The 21,259-nt window shown below is 40.0% G+C and carries 12 protein-coding genes; 6 read left to right on the top strand and 6 right to left on the bottom strand.

The features are described 5' to 3' along the window. Positions 1–25: 25 nt before the first annotated feature. Positions 26–2,773 (bottom strand): 2-oxoglutarate dehydrogenase E1 component, encoded by a 2,748-nt coding sequence (locus tag BP74_RS09880; protein WP_496373593.1) that lies wholly within the window; start codon positions 2,771–2,773, stop codon positions 26–28. A 403-nt stretch (positions 2,774–3,176) separates the two neighbouring features. Here BP74_RS09880 and rpsT point away from each other — a divergent pair, with 403 nt between their 5' ends. The 3 genes from rpsT to BP74_RS09865 all read left to right on the top strand — a co-directional run bounded on the left by rpsT (position 3,177) and on the right by BP74_RS09865 (position 6,257). Further along, positions 3,177–3,431: a 30S ribosomal protein S20 gene (rpsT, locus tag BP74_RS09875; RefSeq protein ID WP_496373591.1), complete on the top strand. Its 255-nt coding sequence runs from the start codon at positions 3,177–3,179 to the stop codon at positions 3,429–3,431. A gap of 107 nt (positions 3,432–3,538) precedes the next feature. Further along, entirely contained in the window at positions 3,539–5,269 is a 1,731-nt protein-coding gene (locus tag BP74_RS09870; RefSeq protein ID WP_496373589.1) for a M14 family metallopeptidase, read from the top strand. A 1-nt stretch (position 5,270) separates the two neighbouring features. Continuing rightward, entirely contained in the window at positions 5,271–6,257 is a 987-nt protein-coding gene (locus BP74_RS09865; RefSeq protein ID WP_496373587.1) for a TonB family protein, read from the top strand. Between the two features lie 32 nt (positions 6,258–6,289). On the opposite strand, the gene BP74_RS09860 is transcribed toward BP74_RS09865, so the two are convergent. The 5 genes from BP74_RS09860 to BP74_RS09840 all read right to left on the bottom strand — a co-directional run bounded on the left by BP74_RS09860 (position 6,290) and on the right by BP74_RS09840 (position 17,647). Then, on the bottom strand, positions 6,290–7,969 hold the full coding sequence (locus tag BP74_RS09860; protein ID WP_496373585.1) for an adenylate/guanylate cyclase domain-containing protein: 1,680 nt from the start codon (positions 7,967–7,969) through the stop codon (positions 6,290–6,292). 15 nt (positions 7,970–7,984) lie between these two features. Continuing rightward, positions 7,985–8,365, bottom strand: coding sequence for a response regulator transcription factor (locus BP74_RS09855; protein WP_496373583.1), 381 nt, complete (start codon positions 8,363–8,365; stop codon positions 7,985–7,987). Positions 8,366–8,393: 28 nt separating this feature from the next. Beyond that, the gene (locus tag BP74_RS09850; protein WP_496373581.1) at positions 8,394–15,857 is read right to left on the bottom strand and encodes a GAF domain-containing protein; all 7,464 of its coding nucleotides are present in this window, start codon (positions 15,855–15,857) and stop codon (positions 8,394–8,396) included. Between the two features lie 235 nt (positions 15,858–16,092). Continuing rightward, positions 16,093–16,413, bottom strand: a complete 321-nt coding sequence (locus BP74_RS09845) for a DUF4157 domain-containing protein (RefSeq protein WP_496373579.1) — start codon at positions 16,411–16,413, stop codon at positions 16,093–16,095. A gap of 412 nt (positions 16,414–16,825) precedes the next feature. After that, positions 16,826–17,647, bottom strand: coding sequence for a DUF5602 domain-containing protein (locus BP74_RS09840; RefSeq protein WP_496373577.1), 822 nt, complete (start codon positions 17,645–17,647; stop codon positions 16,826–16,828). Positions 17,648–17,924: 277 nt separating this feature from the next. Here BP74_RS09840 and BP74_RS09835 point away from each other — a divergent pair, with 277 nt between their 5' ends. Genes BP74_RS09835 through BP74_RS09825 form a run of 3 tightly spaced genes read left to right on the top strand, consistent with a single transcriptional unit; the run spans position 17,925 to position 20,880 of the window. Continuing rightward, positions 17,925–19,007: a sensor histidine kinase gene (locus BP74_RS09835; protein ID WP_496373575.1), complete on the top strand. Its 1,083-nt coding sequence runs from the start codon at positions 17,925–17,927 to the stop codon at positions 19,005–19,007. Next, positions 18,997–20,109, top strand: coding sequence for a sensor histidine kinase (locus BP74_RS09830; RefSeq protein WP_496373573.1), 1,113 nt, complete (start codon positions 18,997–18,999; stop codon positions 20,107–20,109). Before BP74_RS09835 ends, BP74_RS09830 begins: the two co-directional genes overlap by 11 nt. 42 nt (positions 20,110–20,151) lie before the next feature. Next, complete coding sequence (locus BP74_RS09825) at positions 20,152–20,880, top strand: LytR/AlgR family response regulator transcription factor (RefSeq protein WP_496373571.1); 729 nt, start codon at positions 20,152–20,154, stop codon at positions 20,878–20,880. Positions 20,881–21,259 lie beyond the last annotated feature (379 nt).

Genomic DNA, 21,259 nt, shown 5'->3' with positions numbered 1-21,259 from the left:
TAAATACATGAGATCAGCCTAAGTTTCAAATAGCAAATGCCGTTTCCACTATTTCCGCTTGTTCCTGGGCATGTACTTTACTGTATCCGCTGGCCGTGGAAGCACTTGGCTGACGGCTGATGATACCAAAATTTATGGTCTTCAGGTTCATCTGGAGGAATGATGCAGCACCCATATTTAAGGGCTCTTCCTGTACCCAGAACCATGTAGCCTTGTTGTACTTCTTATATAAAGATTCCAATTGAACAAATGGTAATGGATAGATCTGTTCAAGGCGCACGATAGCAATATCAGTCTTGCCTTCTTTTACCTGTTTTTCGGCAAGATCATAATATATTTTACCTGAACAGAATAGTACCTTTTTTACAAGGCTGGCATCTTTGACAGTATGATCATCAATCACTTCCTTAAATCCACCACTGGTAAATTCAGAGGCTGTGGAATAAGTGCCCGCATGACGAAGGTTTGCCTTGGGAGAGAAATTGATCAAAGGCTTACGGAATGGCCAGGCCAATTGTCGACGTAATGCATGAAACAGGTTGGCAGAAGTAGTAATATTGGTAACTACCATATTCAACTCGGCGCATGATTGCAAAAATCGTTCAAGCCGGGCACTGCTATGTTCCGGGCCCTGGCCTTCGTAACCATGAGGAAGCAACAACACAACACCATCCATACGCTGCCATTTGGTCTCAGCAGATGATATGAACTGGTCTATAATAATTTGAGCTCCATTGGCAAAATCCCCAAACTGCGCTTCCCACAGCACCAAAGAATCGGGACTAGCCAGGGCATAGCCATATTCAAAACCCAGTACCGCATATTCACTTAATAATGAATTATAAATCCGAAACTCACCTTGCTTTTCCTGGAAGCTATTTAAACGGTTATGCTCCTTGTTAGTTGTTTCATCATAGATCACTGCATGGCGATGAGAAAATGTACCTCTTTTAACATCCTGCCCGCTCATGCGTACATCCTTGCCTTCAATCAACAAACTGCCATAGGCAAGTAGTTCTCCGGTAGCCCAATCAACTTTTTGCTCGGCATTATAAAGTTTTATTTTGTCCTGCAGGATCTTTTCCACCTTTCTCAGAGGTTTAAATCCTTCAGGCCATTTCATCAATCCGTCAAAAAGCCGTTTAAAATCCGCTTCACTTATGGCGGTTACGGGAGACTGGTCAAAGTCCTGGGCGTTGGCCTTGCGCAAACTTTTCCAGGCCAGCTCTGGTTGCTGGTAATTATAGGGAAGGGGGTTTTGCTTTACTTCATCCAAACGTTCCTGCAGGTCGCCCCAGAATTTCTTTTCCATTTCTTTTGCCAGCGATTGAGCATCTGCTTCACCATTCTTTAATAAATACTGAACGTATTCTTCACGGGGATTGGCATGTTTATCTATCAAGGCATACAACTGAGGCTGGGTGAATTTGGGATCATCACCTTCATTATGTCCATGGCGGCGATAGCAAACCATGTCAATAAAAATATCTGCATTAAACTCCTGCCTGTAGCGGGTGGCTATTTCAACACATTTGACCACCGCTTCAGGATCATCACCATTTACATGGAATACTGGCGCCTGGATAGATGCAGCTACTGAAGTACTGTAATCCGAGCTCCTGGCATCGTCGAAATCAGTGGTAAATCCTATCTGGTTATTAATAACGAAATGAATAGTTCCTCCTGTATAATAACCTTTCAGATTACTCATTTGCAGGATTTCGTAAACGATTCCCTGGCCAGCCACTGAGGCATCACCATGGATCAATATAGGAAGCACTGAATCGAATTCTGATTTATACAATACATCTGCTTTCGCCCTTGAATACCCCAACACAACGGGGTTAACGGCTTCAAGGTGAGATGGATTGGGGGTCAACTTTAAATGCATCTTTTTGCCATTAGTTGTTTCCACTTCACTACTAAAGCCAAGATGATATTTAACGTCACCACTACCCATGGTCTGATCAGGTATTGCTGTTCCTTCAAACTCGCTGAATATCTGCTCGTAAGTTTTACCTAATATATTCGCCAACACATTCAGCCTTCCCCGATGGGCCATACCGATTACAGCCTCCTGTACCCCATTTTCTGACGCTACATTGAGTATTGCATCAAGTGCGGCAATAGTGGTCTCTCCTCCTTCAAGCGAAAAACGTTTCTGCCCCACATATTTTGTATGGAGGAATTTTTCGAAAATAACGCCTTCATTCAGCTTATCCAGGATTCGCTTTTTCTGGTCTAAAGGCACTTGCTTCTGCAAGGTTGTTTCAATTTCATTTTGCAGCCATTCAATTCGTTCCTGGTTGACCACATATTGGTATTCAACCCCTATATGGCTACAATAGATCTGTTGAAGGCGGTCAAGGATCTGTTGCAGTGATCCGCCAGGAAGCCCAATGAACTGGCCGGCAACAAAATTTTGTTGCAGATCTGCTTCAGTTAATCCAAAATACTTTAGGTCCAGGTTAGCCCCCCTATCCTTTCGCTCACGTATAGGATTGGTACGGGCCACGAGGTGTGCTTTTTTCCTGTAAGACTGTATCAGGTTATAAACTGAAAATTCTTTAACTAACTTCCCGGCATCTACAGCCTTTTCTTCCTTCGGAGCAGTAACTGCCTGGCCATTGATAGTATTGGAAAGGGCGAAATCAAAACCTTCAAAGAATTTGCGGTATTCCGGGTCTACGCTTTCAGGGTTTTGAATAAAATCATTATAAAGGCTTTCAATATAAGCCGGGTGAGAATGAGTGATGTACGAAAAGTCCTTCATGAAAGGAAATTTGAATTTGGGTAGGCAAATATCGCTTAAAAAAAGATGTCAGCCCAAACAGTAAGTTTAGTAACATCCATGATTGAAAAGATCAAAATGCAGTTAATGAACCTTGTAAACAAATAGCTGGTTTGATTTACTGAATGAAATGATGCCGATGAGCTTAGTTGTTGCATCCGGATAAATCATTCATTAATTTATTACCTTATGTTTTATTTCACATATAAATCATCTTTGTTTGTGGTTTTAAATAAGAATCCAAATTTTCCTGGTCTGGAATACGCCCAAAAGCGAAAATTTCCCTTAAGGATTCTTAAAACGCCTTAAAACCTTAAATTTTTTCACAGCTACTTTCCAATTTTGATTAATTTACCCTACTTTTGCCGTCCGAAATTAAAAGAACATGGCTAATCATAAGGCAACAAAGAAAGATATGCGTCAGGCTGCTAAGCGCCGCGAAAGAAATAAATATTACGGAAAAACCACCCGTAATGCCATTCGCGACCTTAGAACAATAACTGAAAAAGCTGCCGCAGGTGAAAAAACGCCTGAAGTTATATCAATGATTGATAAACTGGCAAAACGTGGAGTGATCCATAAAAACAAAGCCAGCAATTTGAAAAGCAAATTGTCCAGAAGAGTGAATGTATTAGCGTAAGCTTACTTTCATTGTGATTATATTACGTCCTGCACATTGCGGGACTTTTTTTATGCCCTCTCTGCAACATGGTTAGCTGTCTGGGTATCAACTACTATCTTAGCATCATGCGAAAGTTGATCCTTATACTCTTATTGAATCTACCCCTTATTGTATTTAGCCAAAAGATCTTAACACAATTTGAACGTTCCAATGGCACAGAAACCCCCACCTATAATGATATTATTAAATGGTGGACATCCTTGGATGCCATGTCTCCTCTCGTTAAAATGCAGGAAATGGGACCTGCCGATGCTGGTTACCCATTACACCTGGTAATGGTTTCGGCAGATAAAGATTTTAGTATAGGTTCTATAAAGGCGAAAAAGAAGAGTATCATATTTGTCAATAATGGCATTCATCCGGGCGAACCGGATGGAATTGATGCCAGTATGTTATTGGTAAGAGATATTGCGGAGAACCGATACAAATTGCCAGGAAATGTTGTCCTGGCTATTATCCCGGTATATAATATAGGAGGCTGCCTAAACAGGAGTGCTGATTACAGGGTTGACCAGAATGGCCCGGTGGAATTTGGATTCAGGGGTAACTCTCAAAACCTGGATCTTAACCGTGATTTTATAAAGTGTGACTCAAAGGAGGCCCTTACTTTCACAAAAATCTTCCATTATCTCGACCCGGAGGTCTTTGTTGACAACCATGTAAGTAACGGCGCAGACTACCAGCATATTATGACACTCCTTACCTCCCAGCATAATAAATTAGGTGGGGTAATGGGAGATTACATGAACAAACAATTTGAACCAGCTCTGTATACTTTAATGAAGGGTAAAGGTTATGACCTGGTGCCCTATGTCAATCATTTTAGCGAAACACCCGAAAAGGGATGGAGTGAATTTTGGGACAGTCCCCGTTATAGCAGTGGGTATACCAGCCTGTGGAACACCTTTAGCTTTACACCTGAGACCCATATGCTTAAACCCTATAAGCAAAGAGTAGAAGCCACCAGGGCTTTGATAGAAAGCTTTATAGAATTCACTTCGAAGAATAATACAAAGATCATTGGGCTGAGAGAACAGTCTAAAAAAACTATTAGCCTCCAGGATAGCTTTCCCCTGGCATGGAAACTGGATAAATCAAGATCAGTTGCCATAAATTTCAAGGGGTTTGAAGCAGGCCACAAACCAAGTGGTGTTTCAGGTTTACCCAGGCTTTACTATGACCGCAATAAGCCTTTTGAATCTAAAATTCCATTTTACAATGAATACGTTGATACACTGGATGTAGCAAAACCTGAGGCCTATATTATTCCACAGGGATGGTGGAGAGTAATAGAAAGACTCCAGGCCAATAAAGTGCAAGTCAGAAAGCTTTCGAGAGATACTACATTATTGGTTCAGTGGTATAAAATAGAGGGTTACCAGGCCAGCCCAAGGCCTTATGAAGGTCATCATCCAAATACTAACGTAAAGATCTCGACCAACACGAAAAAAATGAACTTCCGCAAAGGAGACTATTATGTATCAATGAATCAACAAGCCAATCGCTTTTTAATTGAAACATTGGAACCACAGGCCGAGGATAGTTATTTCACCTGGAACTTCTTTGATCCAATACTTGGACAGAAAGAAGGCTATTCTGATTATCATTTCGAAGATGTGGCTGCAGAATACCTTGAGAAACATCCGGAAATGAGGTCGCGTTTGGACGAAAGAAAAAAAACTGATTCTGCCTTTGCCAAAAATGGTGGCGCTCAATTGAACTTTGTGTTCCAGAATTCACCCTATTTTGAACCTGCATTCCTGCAATACCCGGTGTACAGGGTTCCAAAACAATAAGATGAAAAGCCTCTTTCTTTTTTTGATCTGCTTACCCTTAGTCTGCCTTTCACAAAAAAGGGATACGGTTTATAAATACCTGGATGCGAATCTCCAGCCAACGGATGAAAAAAATGGAATGTACTTTGGTGTAGCCATCAAACAAAACGGGTATTGGTTGTTGTATGCCATTTATCCGGATACCACACCTGTAATCAAAGCTACATTCCAGGACAAACAGTTGAAGATTAAAAATGGTCCCTATACCATATACTATCCAAAGCACATAATGGCGAGCACTGGTTTTTATACTAACAATAAGATGAATGGCGTATGGCAGACCTGGCATCCTAATGGTAATAAAAAAGATTCCGGACTTGTTATAAATAATCAATTGGTCAACCTCTGGAAAGAATGGTTCCCCAATGGCCAGATTAAAAAAGAGTGCAGTTATTCCGATATACAAACAGCAACCAATTCCGCATTTTTGGACATGCCATGGACAGGTCCAAAGAAAGGCTTGTATACCACATGGTACGAAAATGGTAATATGGAATCAAGAGGAAATTATTTCAATGAGATAATGGATGGAGAATGGAAATGGTATTTCACTAATGGGATTACAAGTACAATAGAATATTATATTGAAGGGAAAATTTCTGCCTTGCAGTGCTTTGACAGCACCGGGAAAAACATAGGTGAATTTTGTAGTATCAGTAAGCCCCCCATGTTAAATCCTGAAGGAAATTATAATGAATATATTTTCAGAAACCTGTTATGGCCAGAGGAAGCAATTAAAAGTAAAATAGAAGGAACTGTAGATGTAAGTTTTACGATCACAAAGGAAGGTAACCTTATTGACTTAAAAATATCCTCTGATAAAGATGAATTAAAGAAAGAAGTGGAAAGATTATTTGAAACTATGAAGGAATGGTATCCGGCAGTTTCACATAACCGCCCTGTTGATTCGCATGAAGAAATATCGATTCCATTTTACAAAAAGAAATAGTTATTATACCTGGCAAAAATTATAAAGAGGATCTACTTCTCCATCATTTTTACCACCCCCACCAGGCTCTCCTCCCTAACACCGTTGAGTAACAGTTCTGATCTTTGGAGAAAAAATGCTGCAGTCCTGTCATAGGGATGAAGCTCAATAACCTCCTGGAAAGCTTTTCTGGCACTTTCGTATGATTGGTTGACGTACTGGATCATACCTTCATTAAAAACTGAAAGAGTAGACATCTTGATTTCTCTTTCCATTTCATTATCACCACTAAAGCATTCATAAATACCGATAGCTTCCTGCTTTCCTTTCAGCTGTACCAATCCCAGGTGTCTTAATTGAAAATCAGAAACATCAAGTAATTGCCTGTAACTGGCTTCGCTGATTATGATCCCCGCCTTGTAATACTTGGTCAGGCTTTCAATTCGCGAGGCGGTATTCACAGTATCTGCAATGGTAGTGGCGTCGAGCCTGTGATGATCACCGGTTATTCCCATGATCAGTGGCCCTGTATGCATACCTACACCCATCTGTATAACCGGAAGATCAATGGATCTTCTTTCTGTGTTTAATTCTTCCAAAGCCCGTCTCATTTCAATGGCTGTCTTCAATGCATCAACAGCATTACCAGGGAATATGGCCATGATGGCATCACCAAGGTACTGGTTGATAAAACCGCCGTTGCTCCTGATAATGGGTCCCATTCGCTCATTGAATGAACATACAAAACGAAAATTCTCTTCCGGTGTCATGTTCTCTGAGAGAGTCGTATAATCCCTGATATCTGTAAATAGTACGGTCACTATTTTTTCAACATGCTCGCCTAATTGAACGTCGGTAATTACCTGATGACCTAATGCCCCAATAAATTCATAAGGCACAAATTTGCCTGTAACCTCATAAACCTTGCGCATGGCTTCTTCACTTTCTCTTGCCTCCCTTATGTTTTTTTCATAAAGCAGTGCGCTTTCTATAGCCCCTGAAGATTGCAAAGCCAGCGTGGTAAGTAATTTTAGATCAGCAGCCGTATATTGAACTGATTCATTACTGGCAAGAATAATAGCACCCATCACCCTGTGCTTCACCTTTAGGGCAGAATAAATGATTGACTGAATCTCCGGTAGTACAATGCCGTTTTCGACCAGTGCTGAAGTATCAGTTATGATTTCTGACTGCCCGCTTATAATAATTTTACTCAATAAAGGGATCTGCAAGTTGATAACTTCTGTGTGAAAGAACTCATCCCCTGTAGAAGCGATCACGTTTAACCGTTTTTCCTTTTCATCCCACAAAACGATCACACCGTCATCATTCCTGATCACATGCGTTGCTTCTTCCAATGTAATGGCACAAATAGCTGGCGCATCAATGGTCTTAGCCAGTTTTTCTGAGAAATTGAATATGAGGTTTATTTCCTGGTACAGGTTTAGCACTTCAGTGCCTAGTTTCTTTTTTTCACCTTCCTTTTGAACAAGAAGGTCCATTAAATTTCCAATTGTTATTGTTTGCGCATCGCCTTTAACCCAACCTAATAGCTCTCCCTCGTACCGGATGGGATATTCAATTGTATTTGTTCCTGTTTTGTTACCAGCAAGCGTATTTCCTTTATCGTCCTCAATCCATACCTGGGCCTTAAGGCTATCAAGTAATGATGGAATAGCGGACAGCGTTTCTGCCTTCTTACCGACAATGTTTTTCAAACTTATCCTTCCCATTATGCTTTGTTGAGATCAGTTGCTTAACTCTAGTACTTCCCTTGCCTTGGCAAGTATCACTTCAGGATCAAAGGGTTTTGTCATGTAAAGATCAGCCCCCACCTCCTGCCCTTTCAGCCGGTCAAGCTCCTGGCCTTTGGCTGTGAGCAATACAATATATACATTGATAGACAGTTCCTTTTTTACGCGGCGGCAAACTTCCATTCCATTCATTTTGGGCATCATCACATCTAAAAACACAAGCTGAGGGTTCTCAGATTGAATGATCTCGAGGGCTTGCTCACCATTTTCTGCCATTAAAAAATTAACACCCTCATCTTCCAGTTCTTCCAATGTTTGTTCTATCAACATCCTTATATGTGCTTCGTCATCAACGATCAATAGTTTCTTTTCCATTTCTTCAAATTAAAAGTTAGTAAGTAGTTTACTGGTACATTAAGAATAATACATTTTCCAGCCCTTTCTCAAACCGTAGTGCCTGTACCATTTCGTTTTTACCTGATTGAACAGAATTCAGAATTATAATATCCGGTTGTGTGGCAATGGCAGTTTGAACCAGAGCGGTGCCGTCTGATTCCACTACATGGTAGCCTTTAGCTTGTAGCACATCTGTCAATGATCTTACTGCAGCTGAATCTTCATCTACCACCATTACTTTTTTGCGGCTCTTGCCCTGCTCTAGTAATGTGCCTACTTCTGTAAATAACTGGGCAGTGTCAATAGGTTTTGTCAGGTAGCGATCAACACCTATTCTATATCCTCTTGCTTTATCCTGTACTATGGACAAAACGATTATAGGGATATCCATTGTTTGCGGATCATTCTTTAATATAGCTGCCAGGTCAAATCCATTCATTTCCGGCATCATTACATCCAATATGATGAGGTCAGGTTTGTTTACACGTATCTTCTCCAATGCATCTTTCCCATTGGAGGCTTCTTCAATCAGGTAGCCGGCTTCGCTGAGCTCCTGGTGCAGCAGTGAACGGATGGCTTCCTCATCATCTACTATAAGTATGGTTGCATTCTGGCCATCGATATGAATGCTGGATTGAGCCATCTGCACCTTTAACTGCTTCACCAATTCGTTCAAATGAATAGGTTGAACATTATCAGTTTGAATTACGGGCAAAGCAAAAGAGAATGTACTTCCTTTACCAACTTCACTTTCAAGCCAGATCCGTCCACCATGATGTTCAACGATCTCTTTACAGATTGGCAATCCCAACCCAGTTCCCTTAGGCTTATCCGTCAGCGTATCACCACCTACCTGTTTAAATTGTTCAAAAACTGCCGAATAATCATCCATAGCTATTCCAATACCAGTGTCAGTAATACTGACGATCAATTCATCATTCTTACGGTAAACATCGCAGGTTACGAAACCTGAATCTGTGAATTTCACAGCATTGGAAATCAGGTTTATGATCACCTGGATCAGTTTATCCCTGTCACCGGATATTTCAGGGATATTGGTATCTATATTCTTTACGAGCTGAAGCGATTTCTGATCAAACAAAGATGATGTTGCCATTATAGCTCTTTCTGCCACTTCAGGAAGAGATACCTTCTCAAAATTCCATTCCATTTTACCTGCCTCAATTTTGGCCAGGTCTAAAACATCATTAATTAAATGAGTTAATCGTTCACCTTCCGATATGACTACGTTAAGATTTTCAGATATCTGGTTGATGGTTTTCTCATTCTTTCCATCATTTCTGTCAAGGGCAGGGAATATCTTATCCTCCAATCTTTTACGTATGATCTTTGTAAATCCTAATACAGACGTAAGCGGAGTTCTTAATTCATGGCTGACAGTCGATAAGAATGCACTCTTGGCTTCATTTGCTTTCTCTGCAATTTTACTGGCGGCTTCTGCTTCTAGTTTGGCTTGCTTCACTTCTTCAAAAAGTTTGGCGTTGCGCAATGCAACACCTACGGATGCAGCTATGGTAGACAAAAGTCGCAGGTCATTTTCATTGAAGCTGTTTTCATGTTCAGTGCTTTGAACACTTAATACCCCGATTATATCCTCTCCAACTGGTATAGGAACTCCAAGGTAAGAGGCTGCCGGTATACCCACACGTTGCACACCTAAATGAGATCTAAGTTCTTCTACATCCTTATTGATTAATAATGGTTCGCCTGTAAGAATAATTTTAGAGGTCAGGCCTTCACCCAGTTTTATTGGCAACATGTTATCACCAAACTGGTAAGGGAAATGAATAATCCTTGTTTTTTGATTTAACAATGCCAGGTACACGATATTGGCCCGGAACAAGTCCTTCATCTGGTTGCCTACCAATTCTATCAATTCATCAGGATTCAACTGCGAAGCCAATGCCTTGCTGATACTATTCACTGTACTTAATTCCGTTGCTCTTTGTTTGGCTTCTGACAGCAAGTGCGCCGTCTCATCAAATAACCTGGCATTTTCCAGCGCCACGCTCATGCTATTGGTTAATGTGGTCAGTAACCTAAGGTCTGATTCCGTAAATGCATTTTCCTTATCAATATTTTGCAGGCTCACCGATCCTTTCACTACATCACCGACGATCATAGGAACAAATACTGCAGATTTGGGAGGCTGACCCTTACTTACCCCTGTTCCACCAAATTTCCTTGCCGTTTCCAGGTAATTGTTATTGATCAGTAATGGTTCACGGGACGCTATCAATTGTTTGTTTGCCCAGATCATCGGCCGTAACTCATTGTAAAATCTTTCTCCCCTTTCTAAGGCAAAACGCCATTGCTCCATCCCATTTTCTACATCAAGCGTGCGTATGATGACCGTATGTGTATCAAATAATTCACTGATTCTATTACCTACAAGGTCGTAAATCGCTTGTACATCCATTTCCCTTACCAATCCTTCCTGTACACTATTGATCACTGCAAGCTCTCCGGTACGCTGCTCAGTTTCTTTCAACAGTCTTGTTGTTTCATCAAAGAGTCGGGCACTCTTAAGGGCAACACTCATGCTATTAACAAGCGTTGTCAATAAGTTGATATCCGAATCAGAAAAAGCATTTTCCTGGTCAAGGTTCTGAAGGCTGATAACTCCTGTCACTTCACCTCCTGCCATCATAGGTACCAATACCAGTGATTTGGCAGCCTGCCCCACTATCACAGTATTATCGTATTGCGACCTGAGCTTATCCATATCCTTATTGATCACCAGCAATTGGGCACTTTCAATTACATGTTTTCTAAATCCATATGGTTCACGAGGGCCCAATAATGTGCGATCACCCTTTTCAAAAGCATACCGGTCTTCTATAATATTCGTCTTCCTGTCATAGGTTACAATATCGATCACCTGCGCATTAAATATCTCACGCATTTTTTCCCCTACCAGGTCATAAATGCCCTGGATATCCATTTGCGCCACAAGGCTTTCCTGGACACTGGTGATGACAGCCAACTCTGCGTTGCGCTGACCTGTCTCTTTCAATAACCTGTTGGTTTCATCAAACAGACGTGCGCTTTCAAGTGCTACACTCATACTATTGGCCAGCGTAGTAAGCAGGCTCACATCAGATTCTGAAAAAGCATTCTCATGGTCGATGTTCTGTAAACTGATGATACCTGTTACCTTTCCCCCTGCGATCATGGGAACATATATCTGTGATTTTGGTGTTTCCCCGATCAGGATCTCATTCCCAAACTCACGCATGGCTCTTTCAACATTGTTATTATGCAATAATATATGCCCTGTTTCGATCACATGTTTTCTAAATCCTTTGGGCTTTCTTTGCCCAACCAATGTCCTGTCACCTTTTTCAAAAGAATATTTATCTTCTATCAAATTAGCCCGGCTGTCATACGTAACGATATCGATCACTTGAGGATTGAATATTTCCCGCATCTTTTCACCCACCAATTCGTAAATTCCATTCATATCCATTTCTGCCACCAGGCTTTCCTGTACACTATTGATCACTGCCAGTTCAGCATTTCTTTGCTCGGTTTCTTTTAACAACCGGGTGGTTTCATCAAACAGCCTGGCACTCTCCAAGGCAACACTCATACTGTTAGCAAGTGTAGTGATCAGGCTTATATTTGACTCACTGAAGGCATGCTCCTGGTCAAGATTCTGTAAGCTGATTACACCCTTCACCTTACCACCGGCGATCATTGGTACATACACCTGTGATTTAGGCATCTCACCGATCAATATCTCATTTTCAAATTCCTGAACTGCCTTTTCTACATTGTCATTATGCAGTAACAATTCGCCTGTTTCAATTACATGCTTGCGGAAACCCTTGGGAGCCCTGGGGCCCAATATTGTTCTGTCACCCTTTTCATAGGCATATTGATCTTCTATCAGGTTTTTTGACGGGTCATAAGTAACAATATCAATTACCTGTGCATTGAATATTTCGCGGATCTTCTCTCCCACCAATTCATAAATAGATTTGATGTCCATTTGGGCCACCAGGCTTTCCTGGACACTATTGATCACCGCCAGTTCAGCATTTCTTTGCTCGGTTTCTTTTAATAACCGGTTGGTCTCATCAAATAAACGGGCGTTCTCCAGTGCCACACTCATACTATTGGCAAGCGTCTCTAGTAGCCTTACGTCAGATTCGGTAAAAGCATTTTCCTTATCAATATTTTGAAGACTAACATAACTCTTGACCTTATCTCCTGTCATCAGTGGAACAAATAACAGGGACTTGGGATATTCGGTTCCCGGCAACACTTTCAATCCAAACTTAGTGGCTGCTGCTTCGTAATCTTTGTTGATCAGGATCTTTTCCCTGGTCAGTATCAGGTGTTGGCGTAACTTATCATAAGGCCTTGGCTTTAAATAAAATCTTTCTCCTTTCTCGATGAGGTATTTGAAATCCTCTGTCCCGGTTTGCTGATCAAGAGTGGCTATGATGACTGCCTGAGCATTAAATACATCACGGATACGGTCACCCACCAGGTCATAAATAGCCTGCATATCTAGTTCCTTGGCTAATCCTTCCTGCACACTATTTATTACAGCCAATTCCGCGGTTCGCTGTTCTGTTTCTTTCAATAAGCGGTTGGTCTCATCAAAACGCCTGGCACTTTCCAGTGCTATGCTCATACTATTGGCCAATGTGGTCAATAAATTGACAGCTGAATCTGAGAATGCATTTTCCTTGTCCAGATCCTGCAGGCTGATCATACCTTTAACCTCCCCACCCGATATCATTGGTACAAATACGGCCGATTTTGGCTGTTCCCCATAAATGACCTGTGAGTTAAATTTTTTACTAAGCGTATCCAGGTCCTTATTGATCACGAAAACCTGGCCTGTATCAATAACATGCTTTCTGAATCCTTTAGGTTCCCATTTACCAACTTTTGTTCGGTCACCCTTCTCGAAAGAATAATGATCTTCCAACAAATTTGTCTTCCTATCATAGGTAACTATATCTATTACCTGGGCATTGAATATCTCCCGGATCTTTTCACCAACCATGTTGTATATCCCTTCCATTTCCATTTCACTCACCAGACCTTCCTGCACCCGGTTGATGACGGCAAGCTCCTCTACGCGATGGCTTAACTCTGCGGTTCTTAATGCAACCGTTTGTTCCAGTTCTTTATGCTTAGCCTCCAATTGGCGGGTGCGCCACCTGACCAGGTAGTACACAACTGCCATTGCAGCCAGGCCATATAAGAGGTAAGCCCACCAGGTACGCCACCACGGTGGTAAAATAGAGAAGGTGTATACAGTTTCATTGCTTGGTTTTTGATAGACATTCAAGGCCTTTACATGAAACTTGTAATGACCATCTGGAAGGTTTGTGTATTCCTTATAATAGTTATTGTCCCATCCAGACCACCCACTTTCAAACCCTTCCAGCCAGGTCTGGTATTGCGTTTTATCTTCCTGCTCAAAAAAAGGCGCGGCATATTCAAAACGAAGCGTACTGTTTTTAAATGAAATGGAAGGTGAAATACTATCATCTGTTGAAGGATTTAATATTTCATTTCCTGCTGTTACATGCCTTAATATGGTTTTAAATTCCTGGTTATAATTCTTTTCCAGTTTTTCATCAAAACGAACCAGGCCATCAGTTGTACATATCCAGGTAATTCCATTATCCTCTGGGTAAATACTGGAAAAAGACCTGTCGGCAATGGGCAATAAAGCGGTTTTATCCAAACGATATTTTCCATTAGGCTGTGGTGTGGCAATAATGGTCTCCTTGCCAAAACGTAACCAGACCCTTCCCCCTTTATCCTCGGTAATATAAAACTCCTCTAAACCACCACCATTGAACTTACCAAAGGTTGTATCTCTTATGAAGTATTGTTTCTTCGCATCAAATCGGTAGATGCCAGAATCTGCAGGAAACAAAGCCTCACCTTTGATCTTATATACGTTACCCGATGCTTTCCTTAACCCATGCTCTTCACCTAGCCGCTCAAAACGGAATTTATTTGTTAATGGAGTGCCTGATTGGTCAACGGCAGGGTATACTTTATAAACTACTCCGCCCTGTGTGCCTACCCAAACAGTTCCATCATTATTTTCTGAAAAGGTCCATATCTGGTCATCAAGACCAGGAATAGGACCGGCATATTTCCAACCCGATGATGCCTTATAAAAGATCTTTACACCTGAAGTGGCTCCCGCATATAACATTTGAGGATATTTCCTCGATCGCATCATGCCTGCCAACTGCATATTTCCTCCAATAGATGGTTGTATAGTTTTTACCTGGCCATTCTCAACCATGAAAAGACCATCATTGGGTACCAACAGGTTATTATTGTCTGCTAATAATGAAAAAGTTTGATTGGGAGGAACGCCTGAAACACTCTCAAATTTTGAGGCCTTGTCATTAAACCGCAAAAGTCCATTAGTTGTTCCAAGGTAAAGTGTACCCTTAAACCTGTCTATAACCAATGTCGCTGTATTGATGCCAGATTGGTTGGTAAATTGTGTTAATGGAGAGGAGGTCTCCACCCTGGAGATACCATTATCCAATGCCAGCCAAAGCGTTCCTTTGCTATCAGCATATACGGCATAAACAGATTCATCCTGCAATCCCACATCCCTGTTGATCTGCTGAATGATCTTACCACGTGCGTCTATCACTACCAATCCTTTTCCCGTAGTCGAAAGTGCATAATAACCATCCTTTGTTATGACACCTTTATAAAGTGTACCCGATTTCAATAATTGAGTTGCCTCTGAGTTAAAAGGTTGAAATTTCTTTCCATCAAAAAGATATAAACCGCTGTAAAATAAGCCCAGCAGGTACTTTTTTTCACTGGTCTTTTTCTCCTCACCAGGAATGGTATAAGGTAGCATCACCTGCATGCGTTCCTGTCCCAAAAATTCACTGCCGGGAATTAATTGCAGTGAATCATTGACCATCTTAAATAATCCTACTCCTTGTTCATGTACATAATAGTTATCGTCCAGGTAAAAGGAGTACATAAATTTTACCTTAGGGGTCCACACTTTGACCTCATTTCTTGCATTGACCCTTACTATCAGTTCACGAGATTGAAAATAAATGCCTTCATCAGCAGCATGTATGGTCCAGACATCATAAAAATTGCGGTAACGGGCAGGCAAAAGGTGCACAAGGGAACGTCCTACCGTTTGCCCCAGGCTATCCTGTGACAGGTAACCAAAGTCTCCTATCGCACCATAATAGATCCTTCCATTCTTATCCTTGGCCAGCGCCCTGGTAACCACAGGAATACTTTTAAACTGAACCTTTCTCCACTTGACACCATCATATTCCAGTATGCCATTCTGGATACCGAAATACATGACTCCCCGACTGTCTTCCATGACGCACCAGGTCTGAGGTAATGCCTTGTAATTTTTAGGAAGGTAGTTAGTGATGAAAGGCAAGCCCTTTTCTCCATTACCCTGTGCCAAAAGGTAATTTGGAATTAAGCAACATAATAAGCCTGAATAAAGTACGTATTCAAGTTTCTTAAAGCAGGAATTAAGTAAGCTCATAGCAGATCAATTAGATAACAAACTACGTTCTTGAATAGCAGATTGGATGATCTATGTCTTCTATAAACCTTTGGGGTAAGAATTCAGAAAGTTATAAAGTTATATGGTCAATAAGGAAAGCTGTTTATAAATATAATATAAACCACGGGTATTATAAAATAAGAAAATCAGGACAAGTAGTTTTTTCCTCCGCCTTCCGGGCTTCTACTTCGAACCGGTTATTATGATAGCCCTTACGTATAGATTCCAGCAGGTATAGCCAAATGAAACGCGTAAAACCCAACTCCTTGTATTGCCGGATATGTTCCATTTCATGGAGTAGCCATCTCTGGTTTTGCAAAAAACTGTTTTTATCCACTTTCCATAAATGGATGGTTCTACCAAAAACTATGGCCACAGAACCTGAATTTAATTTCCAGGCTGCCAACCTGGCCAGTAAGGAATGCTCCCTGATTTTGATATGGATAGCCATATTACAAAAATAAGTCTCAGTTTTATGGCTGAGACTTATTAGTATGACACTACATACACTTAAACAGTTAGCTGTGGTTACAACCTTCATTTTTACAATTGTAACCAAACAATACTGCACAGCTTTGGTACAAAAAAGCAGGGTCTGAATGTATTCCAGGGTCATGAACTTATTATCCCATCCGGACTTTTGAATGATTACCACCAAAAGATAACAGTTGGTAAAGTAAAGACCTGGTCAGGCCCTGCCTGGCACTTTGAACGGCCATTCAATTTTTACCTACTTCTTTGTTTGCTTAAGCTAAAATGAGTGAAGCAGGCAACATACATTAAACCATCTCAATTGGAGTAATGGGTTAAGGCTTAATAATCATTCGCATTATTCCCATTTTCCTATCAATTTATCCATTTGACTATCTCCACATGAAATCGGAAAGTGTTACATAATGACTTTGTTTCGAGTCCTTATAAATATTATATTTTGTAGGATAATAACCATGGCTTGCAAATGATTGTGGTTGGGCATAAGCTATTGAAAAGCTTTGACCGCTTTCCAACTCATTCTTTACAACGATTGGTGAAACAAATGTAAATGCGCCATTATAAGAACCTAAGATCATTGTATGATTTACAGTTACCCCAGCAGTGAATGATTTGTCAGTCCAATGCAGCCCTAATTGTGGCCCTGGCGCATCCGGAAAATAGTTCGAAGGCATATAACCTGTAGGAGGAAGATTTGTAAAGCCTGGTGCCGGTGGTGCAGGAATCGCAAGCCTGTTTTCAAGGCTCATCATAAAAAATCGCACATCAAAGTGTGGGCTTATAAATGAACCTGGCAACGGATGTCCGTGTGCACTCCAACCGAGGGCAATATGTTCAAATGGCGTAGCCTCCAAAGCCTTATTATGCAACTCCAACACATAAGGCGTATTCACGTCAGGCAATCCACTAAGCGCTTCATCAGTAAAGACCACACCGATTTCCTGGGGCACACCAGTATGGCTAATAGTTACAAAAGATCGGGCGATGCCGTTTCCTACTTCAACCTCAGGGCCTTTAAATGTATTGTACTTTAATTCGGGATCATTTTCCCTTAATACCGTAGAAGCCCCTGCTTTATATGATGCTTCATTACCGGGAACCTGGGTACTTTCTTTTTGACAAGAAAGTAGAATAAAGAGGGAGCTTAGTGGGAAAAGCCATTTAGCAGCAAATAAATTAGTTACTGGTTTCATTTTAAAAAAATTAAGGATGAAAAATCAATTAGGCTTTAAAACTAATTCTCTCAAAGGCTGGCATCCTTATATTTCGGCAACATGAACTTGTAACAGGATATTACAACAAAAACGAAGCAGGTATTCAAACTATTGGCGACGAATGGCATCTGTCGACCAAAAAACGATTTATGCAAAAACAGAATTAATACAATGATTTGCAGTTTAACTTTAATAAGGGTAAAAACATTTTGTGCTTGTAAATAAATGTATATTCTCAGAGAAATTAAAATACAAGATGTCCAGGCACCTGGCCTTTTGGTTAATGTATTATGTATATACAGTCTTTACCAATTTGCCTGATTTCCATTTAAACACTTTCACAACTCCATCGCTTTATATTGACACATTCTATGAAGCAGTTGAATTTCTTCCGGTTTACGTGTTATCCGTTTATTTTTCAATCTATTACATATTGCCGGGCTACCTGGATAAAAAGAGCAATGCATTTCTTATCTTTTCATTTTCCCTATTAGTAACCATCACAGTCGCGATATCTTATTTTATATCTACAAAAATTTTTGAAAAAGTTGCCTGGCCCTGGGATAAACTCGATGTATTAACCTTAGTATTTAGAAAATCGATAGGCGAGCAAATTATAATTTCCGGATCGGCCATCATTATAAAGATCATAAAAGATTACTCTTTAAAGCAACGCGAAAGCGAAATGCTGGCAATCGATAATACCACGAACAAAATACAATTATTAAAAATGCAAATGCATCCACGCATTTTGTTTGAGTGTTTACACAATATTTATAATGATATAGAAGCAGGGACCTTATATGCCCCGGAAATGATCATAAGGTTTTCTGACCTGTTAAGCTATTTATTGTATGAAGGTGAGTTGAAACAAGTGCCCCTGCATCTGGAAGTAAAAATGGTTGAAGACTATATCGCCTTAAAAAAAATAGCCTATAAAAACAATTTGGTTTTGAATATCGAAATAAGCCGGGATACGAATGGCTGTTATATTACACCTGGCTTATTTCTTCCTTTATTAGAGTTAGGCTTTGTGCCTGTTGAAACACCAGGCAAACCATTTTCTATATCGATTACATTAAAAACAGACAGATCAAAGATTTATTTCCAATTAAAAAATAATGTTCCCGGCATTCAAATTATGGAAAATACTTCTGCACAAGAAACCCTTGAAGGTTTGAAAAAGAGGTTACAACTCTTCCATTTATCTAAATATAAAATAGACGTTCATCCAACTATAGACAGCTTTGCGATAATGCTTGATATCGAAAAAGAAAAAAGCTTTTACATGCAAAATCAAAATACTGAAACTGGCGAAAGCCTGATATATGAATATTAATGACTTAATATTTTCTACACAACGCAAACAACGCATACAACGACATGTGGTATTATGGGTTGCATGTTACATACTATTGATAATTTCTTATCCTCCACGCGGAGGCGGTTCTGCCAATGGAATAAATGCAGATGGATTTATTAAATTTTATGAAATGGTGGTAATAAGATCATTTTTTCATTTGGTCTTTCAAATGATATTTTGCCATCCCCTCCTGTATTTTTTAATGCCCGTATTTTTCTGGAAAAAGAAATACCTGACATTCATTTGCATGCTTTTACTCTTATGGATCAGTGTAGCTTTTTTTAGATATACTGCATTTAGCTATGTTTATAATCCTGTCATGCAACGCCTGAATTTTTTTGCTAATCCAGCTCCCCATGTTTTTTTATTCAGCATACTGCAAACAATCAATGGTCCTGCGTTCATAAGCTTTCTTTTTGTTTCTTTTAAATTTTTTAAAGACTCTCAACAAAAGGAACGGGCAAATTTCACGCTGCAAAAAGAAAATGCAAATGCTGAATTACAATTATTAAAAGCGCAGATCCATCCCCACTTTTTATTCAACACCCTGAATAATATTTATTCATTCACCCTGGATAAGTCTCCACAGGCAAAAAATATCATAACAAAGTTAGAAGACATGCTTCATTATATGATTGAAGAATGTCAACAGCCACTTGTCCCTGTAAACAATGAAATAAAAGTTATCGAGGATTATTTTGAACTAGAACGCATACGTTACGGAAACAGCCTGAATATCCAGTTGGATATAAGAGGGAACTATACTAACAAGGTAATTTCACCCTTACTTATGATTCCTTTTGTGGAAAATAGCTTCAAACATGGCACCAGTAAAATATTAAAAAACCCATGGATTAAGTTATTGATACGAACGGATAAAAACCTGGTTTACTTCTCTTTAACCAATAGTAAACCTGCAAATGCAATTACAAATGGGAAAAATGGAATTGGTATAACCAATGTAAAAAAAAGGCTGGCGCTTTTATATCCTTTAAAACATTTACTGGTGATAGAATCAACAAAAAATACTTTTACTGTAAATATGCAGATACCTGTGGAAAATACAAATGCCGCTTAACTATCGTAACTTAAATAGAGACATTGCTAAAAACATTTTGCGATGACAAACCATAGGAAAATAACTTGCCTGGCTGTAGATGATGAGCCCCCAGCATTGCATGTGCTTGAAAAACATATTGCGGCTGTTCCATCTTTGCAACTTGCAGGCATTTGTAATAATGCAGTAGATGCCCTTACAAAGTTGCAAAATCAATCAATAGATTTATTGTTCCTGGATATTCAAATGCCTTTGATTCTTGGCACTGACTTTATACGAACACTTGTCAATCCTCCAAAAGTAATTTTCACAACAGCTTTCAGAAAATATGCCATTGAGGGATTTGATCTCGACGCAGTGGATTATTTATTAAAGCCAATATCATTTGAACGTTTCCTGAAAGCGGTAAGTAAAGTAATGCATACCTCCTTTGGAGACAATAGAACAGAAGAGGAAATGCAAAATAAAAAAACAGTCTCTCCTGCTTACATTTCCTTTCGCAGTGACCGAAGAATGATAAAGGTTGCTTTAAATGATATTTTGTACATAGAAAGCATAAAGGATTATGTAAAAGTATTTACGGTGACAAATACAATTGTGACTAAACAATCCATTTCTTCACTGGAAGAAATTTTACCAAAAGAAATGTTTATCCGTATTCACCGTTCCTATATTGTAGCTACAGGAAAAATTGAATCTTACAATCATGAATTAGTGTGGATTGCCAAGCAGGAATTGCCTATCAGCCGTATGTACCGGCATGAAGTAGAAATCTTTTTGAGACCCGCATAAAGGATATATAATCCTTCCTCCCTCCCTTGAACATTGAACATTGAGCATTTCTAAATGCCCTAACTAAAGACCGTTAAGAAAAAGGTCTGTCAGACCTGAGCCTCCTTCTTCCTTCGATATTCCTTGTTCGATATTCGACATTCTATGCGTCCAGTGGTTCATATCCTTGGTATAGGTACAATAAAAAAGCCTCTCACAAGTGAAAGGCTTTTTTATAATAAATATGGCAGCTACCGTATTTTATCCCGCCGCAGGGCGGGGCTCCCGTCCCGCCAATGGCGGGAGTGCAGTACCATCGGCCATGAGGGGCTTATCCACCTTTGATGAGTAGTTTTGGAAAGAGGATAATAAGTTTATACAGTTCAGGGCAATAAAAAAG

This window comes from Flavisolibacter ginsengiterrae DSM 18136 (genome assembly GCF_059568575.1).
Note: the sequence above shows the minus strand (reverse complement) of the source record. Positions and strands in the feature narration are given on the sequence as shown.